Origin of the sequence: Streptomyces sp. NPDC097107 (assembly GCF_044762405.1) — a bacterium.
Classification (GTDB): Bacteria; Actinomycetota; Actinomycetes; order Streptomycetales; family Streptomycetaceae; genus Streptomyces; species Streptomyces thinghirensis.
This window is the reverse complement of sequence record NZ_JBIWEF010000003.1, coordinates 479,491-498,797: the sequence shown is the minus strand read 5'-3', so window position 1 is coordinate 498,797 and position 19,307 is coordinate 479,491. Positions and strand designations below refer to the sequence as shown.

Annotated in this window: 24 protein-coding genes and 2 pseudogenes; 9 read left to right on the top strand and 17 right to left on the bottom strand. The window is 73.2% G+C overall.

The genetic code is table 11. The annotated features are described in order from the left end of the window. Positions 1-38 precede the first annotated feature (38 nt). The 6 genes from ACIQ1J_RS09550 to ACIQ1J_RS09525 all read right to left on the bottom strand — a co-directional run bounded on the left by ACIQ1J_RS09550 (position 39) and on the right by ACIQ1J_RS09525 (position 5,118). Positions 39-1,196 carry an oxygenase MpaB family protein gene (locus tag ACIQ1J_RS09550; RefSeq protein ID WP_403555581.1) on the bottom strand — a complete coding sequence of 386 codons (1,158 nt, stop codon included), beginning with the start codon at positions 1,194-1,196 and terminating at the stop codon, positions 39-41. 36 nt (positions 1,197-1,232) lie between these two features. Further along, positions 1,233-2,306, bottom strand: a complete 1,074-nt coding sequence (locus ACIQ1J_RS09545; RefSeq protein ID WP_403555579.1) for a polyprenyl synthetase family protein — start codon at positions 2,304-2,306, stop codon at positions 1,233-1,235. Beyond that, positions 2,299-2,583, bottom strand: a complete 285-nt coding sequence (locus tag ACIQ1J_RS09540; protein WP_210958357.1) for a polyprenyl synthetase — start codon at positions 2,581-2,583, stop codon at positions 2,299-2,301. The genes ACIQ1J_RS09545 and ACIQ1J_RS09540 overlap by 8 nt, the downstream gene beginning before the upstream one ends. 139 nt (positions 2,584-2,722) lie before the next feature. Then, complete coding sequence (locus ACIQ1J_RS09535) at positions 2,723-2,917, bottom strand: hypothetical protein (protein WP_403555577.1); 195 nt, start codon at positions 2,915-2,917, stop codon at positions 2,723-2,725. Positions 2,918-2,980: 63 nt separating this feature from the next. Continuing rightward, complete coding sequence (locus tag ACIQ1J_RS09530) at positions 2,981-4,054, bottom strand: polyprenyl synthetase family protein (RefSeq protein WP_403555575.1); 1,074 nt, start codon at positions 4,052-4,054, stop codon at positions 2,981-2,983. A gap of 176 nt (positions 4,055-4,230) precedes the next feature. Beyond that, complete coding sequence (locus tag ACIQ1J_RS09525) at positions 4,231-5,118, bottom strand: LysR family transcriptional regulator (protein WP_403555573.1); 888 nt, start codon at positions 5,116-5,118, stop codon at positions 4,231-4,233. Positions 5,119-5,203: 85 nt separating this feature from the next. Between ACIQ1J_RS09525 and ACIQ1J_RS09520 the strand changes: the two genes are divergently transcribed. From ACIQ1J_RS09520 to ACIQ1J_RS09500, 5 genes and pseudogenes are all read left to right on the top strand, one after another. Continuing rightward, positions 5,204-6,106, top strand: coding sequence for a PhzF family phenazine biosynthesis isomerase (locus tag ACIQ1J_RS09520; RefSeq protein WP_403555571.1), 903 nt, complete (start codon positions 5,204-5,206; stop codon positions 6,104-6,106). Between the two features lie 56 nt (positions 6,107-6,162). Further along, complete coding sequence (locus tag ACIQ1J_RS09515; RefSeq protein WP_403555569.1) at positions 6,163-6,624, top strand: hypothetical protein; 462 nt, start codon at positions 6,163-6,165, stop codon at positions 6,622-6,624. Between the two features lie 52 nt (positions 6,625-6,676). After that, a pseudogene (locus ACIQ1J_RS09510) lies at positions 6,677-7,174 on the top strand (hypothetical protein). Positions 7,175-7,243: 69 nt separating this feature from the next. After that, positions 7,244-8,047 carry a DsbA family protein gene (locus ACIQ1J_RS09505; protein ID WP_403555567.1) on the top strand — a complete coding sequence of 268 codons (804 nt, stop codon included), beginning with the start codon at positions 7,244-7,246 and terminating at the stop codon, positions 8,045-8,047. Beyond that, positions 8,040-8,885 (top strand): cytochrome c biogenesis CcdA family protein, encoded by an 846-nt coding sequence (locus ACIQ1J_RS09500; protein WP_403555565.1) that lies wholly within the window; start codon positions 8,040-8,042, stop codon positions 8,883-8,885. Before ACIQ1J_RS09505 ends, ACIQ1J_RS09500 begins: the two co-directional genes overlap by 8 nt. A gap of 52 nt (positions 8,886-8,937) precedes the next feature. Here ACIQ1J_RS09500 and ACIQ1J_RS09495 read toward each other — a convergent pair. Continuing rightward, positions 8,938-9,952, bottom strand: a pseudogene (locus ACIQ1J_RS09495) (DUF1731 domain-containing protein). 172 nt (positions 9,953-10,124) lie between these two features. Between ACIQ1J_RS09495 and ACIQ1J_RS09490 the strand changes: the two are divergent. After that, positions 10,125-10,961, top strand: a complete 837-nt coding sequence (locus tag ACIQ1J_RS09490) for a lysozyme (RefSeq protein WP_210958348.1) — start codon at positions 10,125-10,127, stop codon at positions 10,959-10,961. Between the two features lie 32 nt (positions 10,962-10,993). Here ACIQ1J_RS09490 and ACIQ1J_RS09485 read toward each other — a convergent pair whose 3' ends face one another. The 7 genes from ACIQ1J_RS09485 to ACIQ1J_RS09455 form a co-directional block, all read right to left on the bottom strand. Further along, positions 10,994-11,716 (bottom strand): FAD binding domain-containing protein, encoded by a 723-nt coding sequence (locus ACIQ1J_RS09485; protein WP_403555563.1) that lies wholly within the window; start codon positions 11,714-11,716, stop codon positions 10,994-10,996. Between the two features lie 225 nt (positions 11,717-11,941). Next, the gene (locus tag ACIQ1J_RS09480) at positions 11,942-12,745 is read right to left on the bottom strand and encodes an alpha/beta fold hydrolase (RefSeq protein WP_403555561.1); all 804 of its coding nucleotides are present in this window, start codon (positions 12,743-12,745) and stop codon (positions 11,942-11,944) included. A 53-nt stretch (positions 12,746-12,798) separates the two neighbouring features. Further along, a complete protein-coding gene (locus tag ACIQ1J_RS09475; RefSeq protein WP_403555559.1) occupies positions 12,799-13,395 on the bottom strand; it encodes a hypothetical protein in 597 nt (198 codons plus the stop codon). A gap of 63 nt (positions 13,396-13,458) precedes the next feature. After that, entirely contained in the window at positions 13,459-13,593 is a 135-nt protein-coding gene (locus ACIQ1J_RS09470) for a hypothetical protein (RefSeq protein ID WP_403555557.1), read from the bottom strand. Positions 13,594-13,695: 102 nt separating this feature from the next. Beyond that, entirely contained in the window at positions 13,696-14,469 is a 774-nt protein-coding gene (locus ACIQ1J_RS09465; protein WP_403555556.1) for a class I SAM-dependent methyltransferase, read from the bottom strand. Between the two features lie 128 nt (positions 14,470-14,597). Further along, entirely contained in the window at positions 14,598-15,215 is a 618-nt protein-coding gene (locus ACIQ1J_RS09460; protein WP_403555554.1) for a sigma-70 family RNA polymerase sigma factor, read from the bottom strand. A gap of 185 nt (positions 15,216-15,400) precedes the next feature. Continuing rightward, on the bottom strand, positions 15,401-16,123 hold the full coding sequence (locus ACIQ1J_RS09455; protein WP_403555552.1) for a hypothetical protein: 723 nt from the start codon (positions 16,121-16,123) through the stop codon (positions 15,401-15,403). Between the two features lie 335 nt (positions 16,124-16,458). Here ACIQ1J_RS09455 and ACIQ1J_RS09450 point away from each other — a divergent pair, with 335 nt between their 5' ends. Both ACIQ1J_RS09450 and ACIQ1J_RS09445 read left to right on the top strand, forming a co-directional pair. Next, positions 16,459-16,674, top strand: coding sequence for a hypothetical protein (locus ACIQ1J_RS09450; protein WP_210958341.1), 216 nt, complete (start codon positions 16,459-16,461; stop codon positions 16,672-16,674). 114 nt (positions 16,675-16,788) lie between these two features. Further along, complete coding sequence (locus tag ACIQ1J_RS09445; RefSeq protein ID WP_210958340.1) at positions 16,789-17,394, top strand: flavodoxin family protein; 606 nt, start codon at positions 16,789-16,791, stop codon at positions 17,392-17,394. A 146-nt stretch (positions 17,395-17,540) separates the two neighbouring features. On the opposite strand, the gene ACIQ1J_RS09440 is transcribed toward ACIQ1J_RS09445, so the two are convergent. Then, the gene (locus ACIQ1J_RS09440; protein WP_403555549.1) at positions 17,541-17,822 is read right to left on the bottom strand and encodes a hypothetical protein; all 282 of its coding nucleotides are present in this window, start codon (positions 17,820-17,822) and stop codon (positions 17,541-17,543) included. A 214-nt stretch (positions 17,823-18,036) separates the two neighbouring features. On the opposite strand from ACIQ1J_RS09440, the gene ACIQ1J_RS09435 reads away from it, so the two are divergent. Next, positions 18,037-18,600: a Dps family protein gene (locus ACIQ1J_RS09435; protein ID WP_210958339.1), complete on the top strand. Its 564-nt coding sequence runs from the start codon at positions 18,037-18,039 to the stop codon at positions 18,598-18,600. 84 nt (positions 18,601-18,684) lie between these two features. On the opposite strand, the gene ACIQ1J_RS09430 is transcribed toward ACIQ1J_RS09435, so the two are convergent. Together ACIQ1J_RS09430 and ACIQ1J_RS09425 are read right to left on the bottom strand one after the other, a co-directional pair. After that, positions 18,685-18,849, bottom strand: coding sequence for a hypothetical protein (locus ACIQ1J_RS09430; protein WP_193776073.1), 165 nt, complete (start codon positions 18,847-18,849; stop codon positions 18,685-18,687). Between the two features lie 34 nt (positions 18,850-18,883). Beyond that, entirely contained in the window at positions 18,884-19,240 is a 357-nt protein-coding gene (locus tag ACIQ1J_RS09425) for a PRC-barrel domain-containing protein (protein ID WP_210958338.1), read from the bottom strand. Positions 19,241-19,307 lie beyond the last annotated feature (67 nt).

Below are 19,307 nucleotides of genomic sequence, written 5' to 3'. Positions count from 1 at the left end.
CGTCACCTCGGGGCCGCCCATCCCGGACACACCGTGACTCAGGAGACGGTCGCGGGCGGCGGGGTCCAGCGGCGGGTGCGGGCGGCACCGGAGACGCCGTAGTCCTTCTTCAGTTGTTCGGGGATGGCGTAGTGCATGACGCGTCCGCGGGTGAGGGAGGACAGTTCGAGGACCGTGGTGAGGTGGCCCAGCCGGTCCAGCGCCCACGCGCCCATGGGTGAGCGGTCCTCGATCGTCTCCAGGACGCCGAGGAGGCGCGGGGCGGCCTTGACCAAGGTGTCCCAGTGGGTGCGGGGCACGTCCAGCCAGTCGGCGCACGTGTCCCCGACGAGGTAGCGGATCAGGGCCGAGACGACCGGGTCGAAGAGGGTACCGGGCACCACTTCCTCGTACAGGTCGATCAGCTGCCTCGTCAGATGGGCGCCCTCATCGGAGGGGCCCATGTGGCGCAGCATGTACAGGTCGAGGAACTGCCGCCCTTCGTCGAGCGTGGTGGGCACGGCCGACTGGTCGACGCCGAGCATGGCGCCGACCACCCGCCAGGCGTAGAAGTAGGCGTCCGCGCCTTCGGCGGACATGTGGATGCCGAGACGGTGCAGGCTGTCCAGGACGAGCAGGGAGAAGAACATCTGCCCGCCGATCATGTCCTCCTGGCAGATCGGTACGCCGAGGGTGTCGGTGTCCCAGCGGTTCTCCCGCCTCAGGTGGTGGCGGATCGCGGCGTGCAGCAGGCGTACCTTCTGGGCGGCCGGGACGAAGCGTCCGCCGGCCTCGAACGCGTCCGGCTGCATGAGGTAGACGGTGAACTGGCCGGTCTCCGCCATCCGCTTGGAGGGATAGCTCAGCCCGTGGGCGGCCGACAGCAGCCTGGCGACGTGCGGGACGACGTAGCACGCGGGCATCGACGCGAAGGACAGGGCGGTGGAGATGTGCACGTTGTTGTCGATGAAGAACAGGCGGGCCTTCTCCATCTCGGCCCAGTCCACCCAGTCCGGCGGGGCGGCGGTCGCCCGCAGGTACTCCCGGGCCACCCCGGGAAGGCCGTCCGGCAGTTCCTGGCCGCTGGTGGAGACGTAACGCATCAGGGAGTTGAACTTGCCGACCTCGCCGCGCTCGAAAAGGGTGGCGACGACGGCGTCGGCCAGTTCGTCGCCGCCGCGGCGCAGGGCGTCCATCGACGTTTCGGTGTAGGTCATCGCGGTCTCCTCGTCAGTGGATGCGGTCGGTTGCGTTCAGTGGGAGCGGTCGGTGGCCCGCTGTGCGAGCTCGCGCAGCGCCCGGCGCGCCTGCGGTGACGTCCCGGCGGTGTCCAGGGCACGGGTGGCCCGCTCCACGCGGGCGAGGATCATCCGCTCGACCCGCTGCGGTGCCTCCAGCTCCACCATGAGGTCGCGCACCTCGCGCAGGTGGTTCTCGTTCAGGTCGCTCCGGCCCAGCACGTGCCGCAACCGCTCCCGCTGGGAGGTGTCGGCGGCCTGCCAGGTCTCGGCCAGCAGTGCGGTGGGCCGGTGGGCGCGCAGGTCGTCCAGGCCGGCCTTGCCGGTGCGCTCCGGGTCGCCGAACAGGCCGAGCAGGTCGTCACGGAGCTGGAAGGCCTCGCCGAGCGGCATGCCGTAGGCGGAGTAGGTCTCCCGCAGCGCGGCGGGGGCGCCGGCCAGCAGGCCGCCGATGAGCAGGGGGTGCTCGACGGTGTACTTGGCGGTCTTGTACCGGACCACCTTCAGGGAGGTCGCGGTGTCCGGTGGTCCGCCGGTGTGCAGGATCTCCAGGCACTCGCCGGCGATGAGCTCGCGGGCGAGCGCGGCCCACAGGCCCCGGGCGCGGGCGAGGTAGGCGGCGGGGAGGCCGCTGCTGGTGAAGAGCTGCGCGGCGAGGGCCATCAGGTGATCGCCCACCAGCATGGCCAGGGACCGGGCGGCCGAGCGGGCCCGGCGGCCGTCCCGGGCCGGGCCCGGGGCCGCCGTCAGTACGGTTTCCAGGGCGACGTGCGCGGTGGGCAGGCCGTGCCGCAGGCCGCTGTCGTCGATGAGGTCGTCGTGCACGATCGCCGCGGCGTGCACCAGTTCCATGGCGGCCGCCGCCCGTACCAGGGCGTCGCTGTCCGGTTGTCCGGCCGCCCGCCAGCCCCAGTAGCAGAAGGCCGCCCGCAGCCGTTTGCCGTGCCCTGCCGCGCTCCGCAACTGCCCGGCCACCGGTGCGAGAGCGTCGTCGAGGGCCACGAGGTGGCCGGCCTCCTCGTCGAGGAAGCTGCGCAGAACGCCGTCGACGCGGCTCTTGAAGGCGGCCGGGTCCCAGGGGTCAGACATCGCCGCCGTCGGCCGCCCGCCGTGCGCGTGCGTGCTGGGCGAGTACCTCCAGGTGGGCGGGGGGCACGTTCGTGCACCGGTCCAGCGCGAGCCTGCCCCGGGCCTGGAGATCCCGTTCCGCCTCCCGTACCAGGTCGGCGGTGTCCGAGCGGCCGAGGAGCCCGCGCAGCCCGCCCACCGCCGAGCCGATCGTGCTCACCGCGAGGTGGGCGAGTCCGGCGACCAGCAGCACCGCCTGGTCGTCCGGGCCGGAGCCCCGTTGTGCCGTGTGCGTCATGCTTCTCCTCCAGGGGTCGCGTCGTCACGGTTGCGCCTGGTCAACGGCGCATCCGGTCAGAGCATGACCGCACGCACGGGGCGGAAGATCCCGAATCCCCCTTTGAGGGACATGGGGAACAGGTGTCAGACGGGCCGGTTCAGTCGCCCGAGTCGTTCCGACCGCCCCCGCCTCGGCCGGCACCCTTCGAACTGCGCACCAGTTCGCCCGCCGCCAGGGTCACGGCGGACACCGCGCGCACCCAGCGCGGACCGCCCCGCGCCTCCGCCCGCACCACGCAGACGAGCCCTCCGAGGACGAGCACCACGACAACGGACAGGACCAACTCGGCCATTGACCTCCTCTTCCTTTCCTCCGGTTCTTCCCGCGATCCGCGGCGAGGCCCGCGTTCGCGGGTTCACCCGGCCCGTTCGACGCTCCACCGCGGCAGAGTCTCGAAGAAGGCGACCGCCTCCTCGCGCCACCGCGGACGCCAGCCCTCGGCCACCAGGCGGGCCTGCTCGGCGTACTCCCGCATGTCCGCCCGCATCCGGTCGGCGACACCGCGGCGCTCGCCGATCTCGCGGACCGCGGCGACGGTCTCCGGCGCGCAGGCGGGGTTGCCCAGCGCCTCCTCGACGACGGCGCGCTCGGCGCCGCTCACGGCGGACAGCAGACGGGCGACGGTGTAACTGCGCCTGCCCTCACGGATGTCGGTGCCGGTCGGCTTGCCCATGGCGGCCGCGTCGCCGAACAGGTCCAGGTAGTCGTCGCGCAGCTGCCCGCAGATGCCGACCAGTCGCGCGTAGCGACGCAGCTCCTTCTCGTGGGCGGCCGGTTGTTCGCCCGCGGCCAGGAGTCCGAGCTGCAGGGGAGCGAGGACCGAGTAGCGGGCCGACTTGCGGTCGGCCACCTCGTGCAGGACCTCGTCGTCCGGGACCGCGGAGGCGAAGTCGCGCTCCAGGTCGGCGATCTGGCCCACGAACGTGTCCGCCGCGGCCCGGGTCTGCACCTCGACCATGGCCTGACGCACCTCGACCGGGACCCTCGCGTCCAGGAGCACGCGCAGCGAGAGGGCGAGCGCGAGGTCGCCCGCGAGTACGGTGAGCCCCAGCGCCGCCCGCGGGTGCCCGGGGAACCGCTCCCGGTACGCGTAGTAGGTCGTGGCCCCGCCCCGGCGGGTGGCGCTGTCGTCGATGAGGTCGTCGTGCACCAAACCGTGGGTCTGGAGCAGTTCGACGCTCAGCGCGGCGGCGTCCAGCCCTTCGACCGGCTCGTCGGTCACCAGCCGCGCGGCCTCGTGGAGCAGTACCACCCGCATCCGCTTGCCGCCGCGCAGGGACAGGTCCCGCAGCAGGTCCAGGCAGTCCGGGGTGAAGCGGCTGAAGGACGGCGCGTCCAGCGTCGCGCCCAGTGCGTCGAAGTACGCCGCGAAGAGCGCGTTGAACCGTCGCTCGTACCGGGCGGCACGGTCCAGCGGTTGCTCGGTCATGGCGAGGTCCTCCTGGGGGCCGGGCGGGTGACACATGGGAGTGTGTCAGGGGGCGTCGGGCCGCGGAGCGGCACGGTCCGGTGCGCCCGTCCTCGAACCGGCCTCCGGCGTCACCTGTCGCTGGGGGAGGCGTCCCCACGGGTGTCCCGGTCCGGCTGTTCCGGCGCGGGGACCGGTCAGTCGCCCAGGTGCCGCGCGAGTGCCTGCGCGACCTCCTGTGCGGCCGGTGCCGCCCACCGCCGGCGGTGCCGGGCCAGCCGCACCGGTACGTCGGGGAAGCGGGGCCCGGCGACCCGTACCAGCCGGCCCCGTCGCAGTTCCTCCGCCACGGTGGTCAGTGGCAGCAGTGACAGCCCCAGCCCCGCCGCCACGCAGTTGCGCGCCGCGTCCACGCTGCCGAACCGGGTGAGCCTCGGCCGCCCGCCCGGCACGTCGAGCAACCGCCGTGCCAGCGCGTCGCTGTAGGAGCAGCCCTCCTCCAGGAGGAAGAAGCTCTCCGCCGCCAGTTCCGGCCAGCCCGCCGCGTGCGCCCGGGCGGCGAGGGGGTGCCCGGGAGCGGATACGAGGGCGAGCGGCTCGCGGGCGACGGGTTCGCCCGTCACGTCGGGGAACTCGGTCTCCTCCTCCAGCAGCAGCGCCAGGTCGAGCCGTCCGGACCTCAGTCCTTCGAGGCATTCCGCGGTCCCGGCCGCGTACAGGTGGACGTCCACCTCGGGGTGGCTCGTCCGCAGGGCGGCGACGACGCCGGGCAGGCGGCTCGCGCACAGGGACTCCGGGCTGCCGACGACCACCCGCCCCGACACGACACCGGTGTCGTCGCACGCGGCCCGCAACCGCGCCACGGTGTCGAGTACCTCCTCGGCCCGCTCCAGCAGCCGGCGGCCGGTGTCGGTGAGCAGCGCGCCGGTGGGCAGGCGGTCGAAGAGCCGGACGCCGAGGTCCCGTTCCAGGGCGCGGATGTGCACCGTGACGGTGGACTGGGCCAGGTGCAGTTCGGCGGCGGCGGCGGTGAAGCTGCCCGTGCGGGCGAGCGTGGTGAAGGTCGTCAGCAGGCGGGTGTCCACGCGAGCCAGCCTATGTGTATTTCCGATGGAGAGTATAGAGATCGATCGTTGGACACGATGGGGGCCGGGTGGGAGCGTGGGGGTCATGAGCACCGACGTGAGGGGAAAGAGCGACGTGACAGACCGTTCCGAGCCGCCGTACGAGACCGAGATCCTGCGCTACTCCGCCTTCACCCACGACCCCGTGGGCGGGAACCCGGCGGGGGTGGTCCTCGACGCCTCCGAGCTCGACGGCACCGCGATGCGGGCGATCGCCGCCGAGGTGGGCTACTCCGAGACCGCCTTCGTCACCGGCGGCGACGCGGCGGCGCGGCGCTTCCGGGTCCGCTACTTCAGTCCGCTCGCCGAGGTGGCGTTCTGCGGGCACGCGACCGTCGCGCTGGCGGTAGCCCTCGCCGAGCGGATGGGGCCCGGCGAGATCGTCCTCGACACGCCCGCCGGAGAGATTCCCGTGTCCACCACGGCCGACGACGCCGGCGCGGTGCGGGCCACCCTCACCAGTGTGCCGACGCGTTCCCGCCCGGCTCTCGCCACGGAGCTGGACGCGACGCTCCGGGCGCTCGGCTGGGCTCCGGAGGACCTGGACCCCGCCCTGCCCCCGCACGTGGCGTCCGGCGGCAACGACCACCTGGTGCTCGCCGCGGCGTCCCGGGCCCGACTGGCCGAGCTCGACTACGACTTCGACGGGCTCGCCGAGGTCATGCGGCGGCACGACTGGACGACGGTGGACCTGGTGTGGCGCGAGTCGCCGCAGCGCTTCCACGCCCGCAACCCGTTCCCCGTCGGCGGTGTCGTGGAGGACCCGGCGACGGGAGCGGCCGCCGCCGCGTTCGGCGGGTACCTCCGCGAACTGGGTCTGGTGACCCGGCCCGGCACGATCGCGATCCGCCAGGGAGAGGACATGGGCCGCCCCAGCGACCTGCTCATCGGCGTGAGCCCGCGGGACCCGCGCACCCGGGTCACGGGACAGGCGGTGCCCATCCCTTAGCCGTCTCGGCCGGCTCGGGGGCGGGTATGTAGGGTGGCTTCCGTACACGACGCTTCGTGCGCGTCCCCGAGCAGCCCCAGCGGCAGGAGCCGTTCCCCATGTCCCAGCGCGGCAGGCACACCCGAGCGGTGTCGCTGCTGCGTTGTGTGCTGGCCATGGTCACCGTGACCGTCGCCGTGCTGTGTGTGACGGGAGCGGGCCGCTCGACGGCCGCGGGTGCCGGTGAGGAGAGCGCCGTGGCGGCCTCCTCCTCTCCGGTCGCCGTGCTCTCCGTCGACCTGGTCGCCGGGGACGAACCGGGAGCCACCGCGCCTCGCCCGTGCGAGAAGAAGGGGCAGTCCGAGCCGACTTCGACGCGCGGGGATCTCCGCACCGGCGAACCGCCGGCCGCGGGGTCGGCGGACACGACCGCGCAGCGCGGAACGCCGCCGTCGTCGACGCCCGCCCACGCGTCCACCGGACCCGCCCCGCCACCGCGTTGTCCCAGTGGTGTCTCGACCACCGTTCTGAGGATCTAGACCGGCCCTTCGTGCCGCGTCCGTCTCATCCTCCTCGAACGGAGCCTTTCCCATGCCTTCCTCCTCCCGGTCACCGCGCCGGGCGGGAGCGGCGCTCGCGTCCTGGCGGCCCGCCCAGTGGTCCGCCGCCGGAGCCGGCGCCGTCCTGACCGCCGTCGTCGTGGGTGTTCCCACCGCGGTCGTGCCCTCCCCCCTCTTCGGCCGGACCGTCCCCGTCCAGTGGTGGAACTATCCGGTGCTCGCCGCCACCGCCGCGCTCGCGGGCGTGGTCCTGGCCACCTTCGTCCGCCTCCCCGGGTCCGCGGACGCGCCGCGGACCGACGGCCCCGGCAGCAGGCTCGGCCCGCTCGGCGGCCTGCTGTCCTTCCTCGCCGTGGGCTGCCCCGTCTGCAACAAGGTCGTCCTGCTGCTGCTCGGCAGCTCCGGCGCGCTGACCTACTGGGCTCCGCTCTAGCCGGTCGTCGCCGTCGCCTCCCTGGTGCTGCTGGCCGAGGCGGCGCTGCGCAGGCTGTCGACGGCCGAGGCCTGCCCGCTGCCGGCCCGCGCCTGAGTCCGCGCGCCGCGCATCCCCGCGTCCCGCTCTTCCTCCCTCACTTCTCCCCCTCTGTGGAGTCGACCCATGAACGCTGATTCACGCCTGCCCGAGAAGCCCGGCTCGAAGTCCGCCCTCGGCAGGAGCCCGCTACCGCGTCGCCGGCTGCGACCGGCCCTCGCCGCCCTCGTCCTCGTGGCCTCCGTCGTCGTCGCCGTCGTCGCCCTGGGCGGAGGCGGAGAGTCCGACCGTCCCGCCGGCGCGTCCGTCTCCGGCGCGCCGTCCGCGGCCACTCCCGCCGACCCCGCGCTGCTCGCACTCGCCCGACGGGAGTCCGGTGACCCGTACGCCGTGGGGAAGCCGGACGCGCCCGTCGTACTGATCGAGTACTCGGACTTCCAATGCCCCTTCTGCGGCCGGTTCGCCCGCGAGACCAAGCCGGAACTGCTGCGTGAGTACGTCGAGAAGGGCGTACTCCGGATCGAGTGGCGTCACTTCCCGGTCTTCGGCGCGGAGTCGGAGCAGGCGGCCCGGGCCTCCTGGGCGGCGGGACGACAGGGCCGGTTCTGGCAGTTCCACGACACCGCCTACGCACAGCCGCGCGAGCGCAACAAGGGAGACTTCGCCGATGAGGCGCTGCTCGAGATGGCCGGGGAGGCGGGGATCGAGGACCTCGACCGCTTCCGCGCGGACATGACCTCCCCGGCGGCCGACGCGGCCGTGAACCGGGACATCGAGGAGGGCTACGCACTCGGCGTCAGCAGCACACCCGCCTTCCTCGTCAACGACCGGCCGATCCTGGGCGCCCAGCCCACGGACGTGTTCGCCGAGGCGGTCGAGGCGGCCGAGGCCGCCGCGGGGGCGCGCGCACGGGGCGGCAGCGATGAGTGACCCGGGCTTCGTGGTCGCCTTCCTCGGTGGACTGCTGGCGCTGCTGAGCCCCTGCTCGGCGCTTCTGCTGCCCGCGTTCTTCGCCTACTCGTTCACCAGCCGCGCCCGGCTGCTCGGACGCACCGCGCTCTTCTACGCCGGGTTGTGCCTGACCATGGTGCCGCTGGGTGTGGCGGGCTCGCTGGCCGGGCGCCTCTTCTACGGGCATCGCGACCTGCTGGTCACGGCGGGCGGCTGGCTCGTCATCGCCCTCGGGGTGGCGCAACTGCTGGGCCTGGGGTTCGGTTCGCGCCGTCTTCAGCAGTCCGCCGGGGCACGTCGGTCCGGTTCGGCGCTGTCCGTGACGGCACTGGGCGCGGTGTACGGGCTGGCCGGCTTCTGCGCCGGCCCGATCCTCGGCAGCGTCCTCACGGTGGCGGCGATCGGCGGTGACCCCTGGCGCGGTGGGTCGCTGCTCGCGGTGTACGCCCTGGGCATGGCCGTGCCGATGTTCGTGTTGGCGGCGTTGTGGGACCGGTTCGACCTGGGCGGGCGACGCCGGCTGCGCGGCCGGCCGGTACGACTGGGCCCGTTGCGGCTGCACTCCACGTCACTGCTCGGCGGGGCGATGTTCATCACCCTGGGTACGGTGTTCCTGCTCTTCGACGGGACGTCGGCGCTGCCGTCGCTGATGGGCGTGGACACGGAGTTCACCTGGGAGCAGCGCCTGTCCCGCCTCGGGGACGCCGTCCCAGACCGTGCACTGCTGGGCGTGCTCGCCCTCGTGGTGGCCGCGGGGGCCCTCGCCGTCCTGGTGCGCGGGGCCCGGGAGGCACGCCGCGGTGAACGGGGAGGCTGACGGCCTCGGCTCGGCTCGGCACAGAGGGGTGCCTCCCGGGGCGCCCCTCTTCTCAGCGCCTCGGTCCGCCGGTTTCCGGCAGCGGTGCGCGCCGTTCCTGTCGTCCCGGACGCCGCCCTCCTTGTCTGCCCCCGCGCACCCGCCGTACGAGGTCGCCGGCGGCTTCGGGTCACTCGGGGCGGTCGAAGGCGAACCCCGCTGCGGGCAGCCGGCCGGGGACGACGCGCCGGCTCTTTGAGGAGCAGCTCGGTGTCCGAGCGCAGGACGAGGGCGCCCAGTTCGGCCATCCATCGTGTCGCCGGCAGACCCAGTGGCATGCCCCACGCCTTGCGCAGTGCGCGCATGAACGCGCGCTGGGGCAGCGGAGCCGGCGCGGCGGGGTTCACGGGGCCGGTGAGGTCGTCGCGGCCGACGAGTAAGTCGACCGCGCGGACGAAGTCCTGGTCGTGGATCCAGGACACGTACTGCGCACCGCCCGCGACGGAGCCGCCGAGACCGAGTCGCGCCAGCCACAGCAGGACGTCCAGGACACCGCCCCGGTCCGGGCTCATCACCATGGCGGAGCGCAGGGCCACCTTGCGGGTGTGCGGGGTGTCGGCCCGCTCCTGTTCGCGCTCCCAGGCCTTGGCGATGTCGACGCTGCAGGACCAGTAGTCCGGGACTCCGGGTTCGGCTCCGCCGATCAGGCCGGTGACCTCGTCGTTGGGCGCGTCGAAGCGGTGGGCGTAGGCGGTGGCGGTGCTCATCCGCAGCCGGACGCGGGGCGGCACGGCGGCCGCCGAGATCGCCTCGCCGACGTCACGCGCGGACTCCACGCGTGAGTCCATCATCGCCTTCAGGTTCCCGGAGGTGTAGCGGCAGCTCACGCTGCGGCCGGCCAGGTTGACGACCACGTCGCTGCCGTCGATCTCCCTGACCCACTCCCCCGGCGTCCGGCCGTCCCACCCGACCTCGCCCGGCCGCTGCGGCCGCCGGGTGAGCACCACGACCTCATGGCCGGCGGCCGTCCACGCCCGCTTCAGCACCGAACCGACCTGCCCGGTTCCCCCGGGGATCACGATCTTCATCGGACGCCCCCTCCCCCACCTCGTTGTCTTCCCGCGATCGACTCCACCCCGTATTTGAACACGTTCAAACCTGAAGGGGCGGGAGGGCTCCGGCCCTCGGGAGCCGACCGCCCAACACCGTCTGGGCGCCCGTGGGATGCGGTCGGGCGTGGCAGCGGTTCGGATGGGTGCCATGCGCAGACCCATAGCCGTGGCGTCCAGCCACTCACGCCGCCTGCTCACGCCGGGCGTCCTCCTCGCCTCCCAGTCACTCCTCCTCACCCTGTCCGCGGCCCCCGCGTCGGCCGACGACACGCGGACGCCCGTCCGCGGTACCGCCTACATGGGCAGTGGGGTTCTCGCCCACGAGGGAGTCCAGGGGCGGCCCGCCGACACCCGCACCACCCAGACGGAGGGCGTGGACGTCTCCAGCCATCAGGGCAACGTCGCCTGGTCGACCCTCTGGAACAGCGGGGTGAAGTGGGCCTACACGAAGGCCACCGAGGGAACGTCGTACCGCAATCCCTACTACTCCCAGCAGTACGACGGTTCGTACGACGTCGGCATGATCCGCGGCGCCTACCACTTCGCCATCCCCGACGGCGCCGGTGGCGCGGCCCAGGCCGACTACTTCGTCGACCACGGAGGCGGCTGGTCGAAGGACGGCAGGACGCTGCCGGGCGTGCTCGACATCGAGTACAACCCGTACGGGGACACCTGCTACGGCAGGACGACGAGTCAGATGGTCGGCTGGATCCGGGCCTTCCTCGACCGGTACGAGGAGCGCACCGGCCGGCAGGCCGTGATCTACACCTCCACCAACTGGTGGAAGCAGTGCACCGGGGACTACAGCGGCTTCGGCTCCGCCAACCCGCTGTGGATCGCCCGGTACGCCTCGACCGTGGGCCCCCTCCCGGCCGGCTGGGGCGTCCACACGATGTGGCAGTACACCTCCTCCGGGCCGACCGTCGGGGACCACGACAAGTTCAACGGGGCGCTCGATCGCGTCAAGGCGCTGGCCAACGGCTGACGCGGACCGCCGGGCCTCCGGCCGTCCGTGGCTCAGCGATCGGTGAGAGACCCCACGATGTCGGCGACCTGCTCACGCACCACGTCCCGGGCCCCGGGAGGCAGGGCGCCGACGTCCGTACGTTCCAGAGCGCCGAGTACCTCGTCGGCACCCGCGTCGCACGGTGCGCTCTCGCTCACGACCTCGTAGCCGTCGCGGACGGCGATCCGAAGGCGGTGCCGCCCCTCGCCGTCGGCGTGCACGGCGGTGGCGACGACCAGGGGCGGCGGCCCGCCGGCTGCGGCGGGCTGCTTGCGGTAACCGCTGGCTATCGGGGTGCGCCACCCGAGACCCAGCAGCAGGTGACGCTTCGCCATGACCTCGGCGAGGTCGGTCTCGTAGGCCCGGTCCGGCCCCAGTACCGTGGCGCGGGCGTCCAGGACGAGGGCCGCGGGCAGCAGGCAGCGCAGGCTGCTGCCGACGAGGTTGCCGCCGACCGTGGCCGTCCGGCGTACCGCTCCGGTGCCCACCGTGCCGGCCGCCCTTCGCAGCACCTCGGGGACACGCTCGCCGATGCGGTGCAGCACCACGGCCGCCCCCAGCGTCTCGGGTGCGACCGCGGTCGCCTCGGGCAGATTCCGCAGCGACATGGCCAGTTCCGGGAAGCCGTCCCGCTGCCAGGTCGCCCACACCAGGGTGGCACCGCCGATGGGCACCGCCCCCTCGGCCATGCACTCCTGCGCTTCGGACACGGACGTGGGCAGACGCAACAGCATGGCGATCGACCTGCTTTCCCGGGAAGGCGGCGGTGGACGACCCGCGCCTCCCGCCGCGTGATCACGGCCACTGCGCATTGTCCGCACCGCCGCGGGGGCGCGTACAGGGCTCACTCACTCACCATCTGCGCCCTTCGCGCACCGGACCGGGCGCTTGGAGCAGCACCACGGGAACGCCCCGGAGCCGGCCTGTGCGGCACCAGGCCGTCGAGGGCCCGCATACGATCACGTCCGCGCGGCCAGGAATTCCAGCAGCACGGCGTTGAAGCGCTCGGGTTGCTCGGCACCCGGCAGGTGACCGGCCTTGTCGATGACGGCGAGGGTTGAGTGCGGCACGAGGCGCCGGATGGACTGGGCCTCCGCCACGGGGGTGTAGACGTCGTCCGCGCCCACGACGATCAGGACCGGCACCCCGACGGCGGCCAGGACATCCCGGTAGTCGGGGCGTTCGGCCCGTCCGCGCAGTGCCGCCGCGGCGCCCCGCGGGTCGGTGGCGCACATCATCTCCAGGACGCGGGCGGCCACGTCCGGCATGGCGGTGACGTTGTAGGCGGCGAGCATCTTGCCGATGACCTCGTGCGCATAGCCCTCCATGCCCTCCGCGAGGAGCCTGTCGGCCAGCCGGTTGCGGAACCGCCTGCCCTCGGCGGTCTCGGCGGGCGCGGAGGTGTCGGACAGGACGAGGGCCCGCACCCGGCCCGGGTGACGCAGCTGCAACTCCATGGCGATCTGACCGCCCATGGAGACGCCGCCTACCACCGCGTCCTCGATGTCCAAGTGGTCCAGGAGCGCGGCGAGGTCGTCGGCGAAGTCGGCGAGCAGGACCTTGCCGGTGCTCACACTGCTGCGGCCGTAGCCGCGCAGGTCGGGGGCGACGACCCGGTAACCGGCTGCCGTCAGTGCCGTCACCTGGGGCGCCCACAGGGTGCGGTTGAAGGGGTGCCCGTGGATCAGGAGGATCGGGAGCCCTGTCGAGGGACCGAGGTCGTCGTAGTCGATCGTGGCGCCGCGCACGGTTGTGGAGTCCATTCCGGGACCCTAACGGAGTGTCATCCGGCGGGAGCGTGAGGCGGGAGGATGCCTCACGGGGCCAGCAGCGCTTCGGCCAACTCCGCACGCAGTGCCTCTCCTTCCTTGCGGACCAGCACGGGCAGCCGCCCGTTCCACTCCCGCGCCGCGTCGTCCAGCGCCTCGGCGAAGACCCTGCGTACGCGCCGCCCCATGACGGCCATCGCGACGGGGAGCAGGGGCCGGGCGAAGGAGCGGCCCTTGACCCGCGCCTTCACCGTCACCCGCCAGTGCCCGTCGGGGGCCGGGCGCGGTACGACCGTCACGGTGGCGCGGGCGAGTACGTGCGTGAGGGTGCCGCCCAGGGGCGCGGCCAGGGGGCGGCGGCCTGTGCCGGCCGCCGCCGGCCACCATCCGCCGAGATCGAGGTGCAGTCGTACGGTGCCGCCGAGGTACCGCGCCCGTTTGTCCCCGCTGGTCCGCAGCGTCGCCGAGAGCCACGCCTCTCGCGGCCGTGCGGCGCTCACCAGCCGGAGTACGCAGGTCGACTGGGCTCCGTGTGCCGGGTCTTCGTCGAGGGTGACGGCCTCCAGCGCCGTCTCGCGGTGGCGGTCCCAGGCGAGGACGGCGACCGCCTGGCCGGCGTCCGGTCGCCCGTCCTCCTCGTTCACCGGCCGGTAGCGGGCGCCCGGCCGCAGGTGACGCCCCTCGGACAGGACCAGCCCGGACAGCGGTCACCCGTCGGGCAGGCGCAGGCACGCTCCCTCGGCGTCGAGGCCTTCCGCGAGGTCGTGGAGTGTGGTGACGCACGACTCGAACCAGCGGCGGGACACGGGGGCGAGCGTCACGGTGTGCTCAAAGCGGGCCATGGGGTCAAGGATGGGCGTCCGGGGGCGCCGGGTCACGGGTGTGGCCCGGCAGTGGGGGGACGAATCCCGTTGCCGGTTTCTGGCCGGCCTCTCGCTCTCGGTTCACCCGCCCTGCCGTGGGGTCGGGCGACCGGTGAACGGCCGGTCGTCCGCTGGGCGTCGTGCGACGAAGACGAACTCCTTGCCCTCACGGTCGGGTGCGTCGCGCACCTCCTCCACCACGTAGCCCTGTGCGTCCAGATCCGCCTCGACCTCCTGTCGCGCGCGGAAGCGCAACGTCGAGTCGGAGGTCAGCACTTCGCCGTCCGAGCCGAAGACGTAGGTCCAGCGGAAGGAGACCAGCGGCCACCTCACCTCCACCAACCGGCACCAGCTCTCGACCGCGCCCACACCGGGGATCTGCGTGACCCGGTGGGTCCGCTGCCGGTTCCACTCCTCCCAGGCACGCCGGTCCGGGTCCCGCGTCTCGAACACGAGGCGTCCGCCGGGGCGCAGGGCTTCGTAGGCGCCCTTCAGCGTCCTGTGCCACTTCCGCGTGCCGGTGATCTCCTGGGCGGCGTTCGCCGTCATGGTCGCCAGGTCCACCCGCATCGCGGGCAGTGAGGTGGCGTCGCCCTCGATCCAGCGCACCCGGTCGCCGCCCGCCTTGCGCCGGGCCACCTCGATGGAGGCCCGGGCGGGATCGACGCCGACGGCCTCCACTCCGCGGCCGGCCAGCATCAGAGCGAACACGCCTGTTCCACAGCCGATGTCCAGCACCCGCCGCGCACCGAACTCCTCGGCCATGCGTACGTACGCGTCGAGGTCGCCGCGATCGGGGTCGAGGGCGTCGTACACCGCGGCCAGCCGTGGATGCCGGAAGCACTCGTCAGCCATGCTGCCGACGGTAGCCGAAGCCCTCCACGAAGTCCTCGGCCCGGGACCGGGCCGAAGACACGCGGGCGGCGTCAGCGGCGGGCCCGGGTCACCAGGTGATCCGGGCCCGCCGCCGTCCGGACCGGCCGTCAAGCGGCGGCGGCCACCGGCACGGGGCGCTCGGCTTCGTTCAGCCACTCGATCAGGGAGGTACGGGCGCGGGCGACCCGTGACCGCACCGTCCCTATCGGGCACGCGCTGACGTCGGCCGCCTCCGCGTAGGGCAGCCCCAGCAGCTGCGTGAGGACGAACGCCTCGCGGCGGTCGTCGGGCAGCGCGGCCAGCAGTTCGGCGAGGGCGACGCCGTCGTCGAAGCCGGGCAGATCGCGCGGCTGGGCGCGCTCCACGGCCGACTCCCAGTCGTCCGTGGCCGCCAGGCGGGGACGGGAGGAGTCGTAACGGATGCTGTCGACCACCGCGCGGCGGGCGATGGCGAGCAGCCAGGTGCGGGCCGAGGAGCGCCCTTCGAAGCGGTGGAGGCTGCCGAGGGCCCGCAGGAAGGTGTCCTGGGTCAGGTCCTCGGCGCTCTGCGGATCGGCACCGAGGAAGGTCACGTAGTGGCGGACGTCCCGGTGCAGGGCGCGTACGAAATGGTCGACGGCGGCGGGGTCGCCGGTGCGCGCGGCGAGTGCCCAGGCCGTGATGGACGCCTCTTTCGCGGACGTACCCGGCTGCCGGCGTGGTGGGGGCAGGGCAGGAGTGATCACCTGTGTCTGTCCTTCTCGGGATCAGGGATCCGGTCTCCGGGTGAGACCGGCCCGTGCGGAACGGGCCGGGGGCACGGCGGGACCGGTCGAGGGGTGGGCGACCGCGCGCGGGAGCGCACGGCCGGTGCCCGAGGCGAGGCCGGCGGCTCGACGATTCGCCGGCGGCCTCGGGGAACCTGCTGCTGTCAGACGGCAGCGCCCCCGGCGGGCGGACCCCGAGAAGTGATCGCATGGGCGAGGAGAAGACGGCGCGGTGCCCGGTCCGAGGCCGCTCGGCGGGCCCGGACGCGTGGGCGGTGCGGCGGCGCGGGCAGCCGGAACAGCAGGCGCAGGGGCGCGACGAGCCGGGTGGCGAGGCACCGCAGGACGCGGAAGACGGCGCGTTCGCCGTGGGCGAGCCAGAGGCCGCACAGCAGGGCGGCCACCAGGTGGGCGGTGAGCATGCCGGTCGACGACATGCCGCCCATGGCGGGCTCCATGGCGTCCATGGCGGGCATGCCGGGCATGGAGTGCCCTGCATGGGGGCCGTGGCCGGTGTTCAGCGACGCCGGCATGGCGCCGTGCTCCCCGCCCGGGCCGGACGGCATCCGGCACAGCAGGATGTCCAGCCAGCGGCGCGCTAGGGACTCGTCGTCCGAGGACGGCGGCCGCTCCGTCGCCTGGGCGAGCGAGAAGGACGTGTGCAGTACGGTCTGGGCGGCTACGGCGACACAGACGACGGCGAGCGGCCCGCGTTCCCGGCCGGCGAGCCACCAGGCGGCGCCGCCCGTGGCCGACGCGCCCGCCGCCATGGCCCACCAGGGCACCGCGGTCCCGGACATCAGGATGTGGCCCAGGGCGGCGAGCAGCACGCAGACGGCCGCGAACACCGCGGCCCGTACCGTGCGAGAACACCACCCTGCAGTCATGGCGGCCTCATCCTTGCATCCGGGCTCCCGTGATCACCGGTGGGTACGGATTCCGGTCCGGCCCCCCACTCAACACGACGCGCGTGATCCACACCACACTTCACCCACATACGGTCGGACCGAAGGCACCTCCGGTTCCCGGCCGTCCCCACCGAACCGGAGCACCGGTAGCGGAGGCGGGAGTGCCGGCGCACGGGGACCGTCCACCGTGCCTCCGCGCCCGGCGGAGGCACGCGTCCGCGGCCGCCGCGCCGGGTATCCCCCAGTCAGTTCCCCCACGACCGCCGGTGCGGACACCGGCGCGGACACCCGTCTCCCACGGAAGGTGCACCGGTATGACCGACCCTCATGGCCTGGAGCCCGTAGCGACGTTCTGCGGAAACTGCGACTGCGGCTGCCCCCAGCTGTTCGTCGACCCCGACGCCACGGCCGAGCGACGGATCGTCCTGACCGACGACTTCGGCCAGCGCGTACAGATGAGCGCCGACCAGTTCTCGTCACTGGTCGACGACGCCAAGCAGGGCAAACTGGACGGCATCGCCCTGCCCTGAGCGGACGCCGCCGGTCCCCCGCCCGCTCGCTCACCCGGCCACCGCGCGTCCGGGCGGGTGAACGGTCCCGCTTACGGACGAGCGAGAGCCGCCGCCCGGGGAAGGGGGGTAGGCATGCGCGCACTCGTCATCAACTGCACTCTCAAGCCCTCCCCTCAGCCGTCGAACACCGAGGCCCTCGCCGCCACGGTCATCGCGGCCCTCAAAGGCCACGGGGCGGAGGTGGATGTCGTACGGGCCGTCGACCTGAACCTGAAACCTGGGGTCGAGACCGACATGGGCGACGGCGACGACTGGCCGGGCGTGCACGAGAAGCTGCTGGCGTCGCAGATCCTGATCATCGCCTCGCCGACCTGGCTCGGCCGCCCGTCCTCGGTGGCCCAGCGGGTCCTCGAACGCATGGACGCCATGCTGGCCGAGACCGACGACGAGGAGCGCCCCGTCGCCTACAACCGCGTCGCCGGGGTCCTGGTCACCGGGAACGAGGACGGCGCACACCACGTCATCAGCGAGATCAGCGGCGGGCTCTCGGACATCGGCTACACCATCCCGGGTCAGGCCTGGACCTACTGGCATCTGGGGCCCGGCCCCGGGCCCGACTACCTCGACGACGACCGCGGCCACGACTGGTCGACCTCGACCGGCCGGGCCATGGCCTCCAATCTCGTCCACGCGGCGCGTGCGCTCAGCGCGATGCCCCTGCCAGCTCCGCCGTCCTGACGTCGTCGGCGCAGCCCGCGTACCTGCGGGGGAAGCAGGGCCGCCGCGGTGGCCAGGACGACCAGGGCCGCGCAGCCGGCCAGCGCGCGGGCGGGGCCCACGGCCGCCACGGGGCCGGCGACGAGGAGGCCGAGCTGTCCGGGAGATCAGGGGCATCCGTCGCGGGCGGGCACCCTGGAGCTCCGTGATCGGCGCCCGCCGGAACCGGCCACCGCGGGACGGCGTCGGCGGTAGTAGGAGACGGTGACGTACACCACGCCCCATCCGTCGACGCCCATCGCCTCGTAGCCCGCCTCGGTGTACCCGGCGGGCTGCCCGGCCGCCAGCAGGAGGCGCCACAGGCCGGTCGGCAGGGTGAGGAGCGCGACGGCGTGGGCGGCGAGGACCGCCCAGCGGGCGGGGGCGGGATGCTGTGGTGTCGTGGTCATGCACATCATCCTGTCGGCGGGCCGCCGCCCCGGCGTCGCTCCCGGGTACGGTCCGCGACGCGGCGCCGGAAGGACGATCCGAGGGTTGACTCCCCCGCTCGGGGGAGACCCGTCCTCCTCGAGACACAGCGCACGTGCATGTCTGCCGTCGCCGATGCGGGGCAGTCGTGCACGTGCAACGACGTACGAAACGCATGAGGAGCTGGTGTCCGCCATGACGCACGACCTGACCCCGAAGTACACGGTCCCCGGCATCGAGCGCGAGGCCGCCGGCCGACTGATCGGCGCGCTGCGAATGCGCCTGCACGCCCTCAACGACCTGCATCTGACCCTGAAGCACGTGCACTGGAACGTCGTGGGACCGCACTTCATCGCCGTGCACGAGATGATCGACCCGCAGGTCGATCAGGTGCGCGAGATGGCCGACGACGTCGCGGAGCGCATCGCCGCACTCGGCGGGGTGGCGCAGGGCACGCCCGGGGCCCTGGTGGCCGAGCGGCCCTGGGACGACTACTCCATCGGCCGGGCCGACGCCATCGCCCATCTCGGCGCGCTCGATGTCGTGTACACCGGCGTGATCGAGGGTGTGCGCGAGGCGGTGAAGGAGGCGGGCGACATCGATCCCGCCACGGAGGATCTCCTCATCGGCCAGCTCCGGGACCTGGAGCAGTTCCAGTGGTTCGTGCGGGCCCATCTGGAGAGCTCCGGAGGCACCCTGGCGACGGGCGGCGCGACGTCCGAGACAGAGGCCGCGGACCGCGGCGCCGAACTGGCCTAGGTCCTGTCCCTGGTCGCGCGAGGTGGCCGATCGCGCCGGCGACGGCGCGGTCGGCCCCCGGTGTGTGCTCGCCCGGCGTGCCGCTCAGCGTGCGGGGCGTCCTCGGCGTCCGATGAGTACCCCGACGAGGACCAGGTCGGCGACCAGGACCACGGCGCCGATGACGAAGAGGTAGAACAGCCCCTCCGCGGCCAGCCCGATCACGCCGAGGACGAGCGCCACCAGCAACAGCAGGAGGAACAGGCTCAAGGTCGTCTCCCCTCGAAGAGGCTCGTCGGACGGTTCAGCGTCGGCCGAGCCGGCGCTCGCCGCGGCTGCCCTGCTCGTAGGGCAGCTGGTAGTGGGCGAAGACGGCGCCCTCGTCCTCGGCCGCGAGTTCACCGTCCGGGTCGATCCCCGGCGCGTCCTTGACCAGGCTCTTGTCGTAGCCCACCTTCAGGTAGCCCGGCCCGACGGTGGCCTTGTCCACCGGGACGAACACCAGCCGCCGGCGGGTCGGCAGGCCGATCATGACCGCGGCGAACGCGGGCCGGTCGGTGGCGGTGTCGAAGTAGATGGACTCGAGAGCCCCGATCTTCCGGCCGTCGCCGTCAATGACATCATGTCCACGCCATTCACGAATGTTGTCCGCTTCAAACATCGGTCTTCCCTTCCAAGGACGCTCACTGTCTTGTTCCCCGCTTCGTGTTCCCCTCGCACGTTCTGTC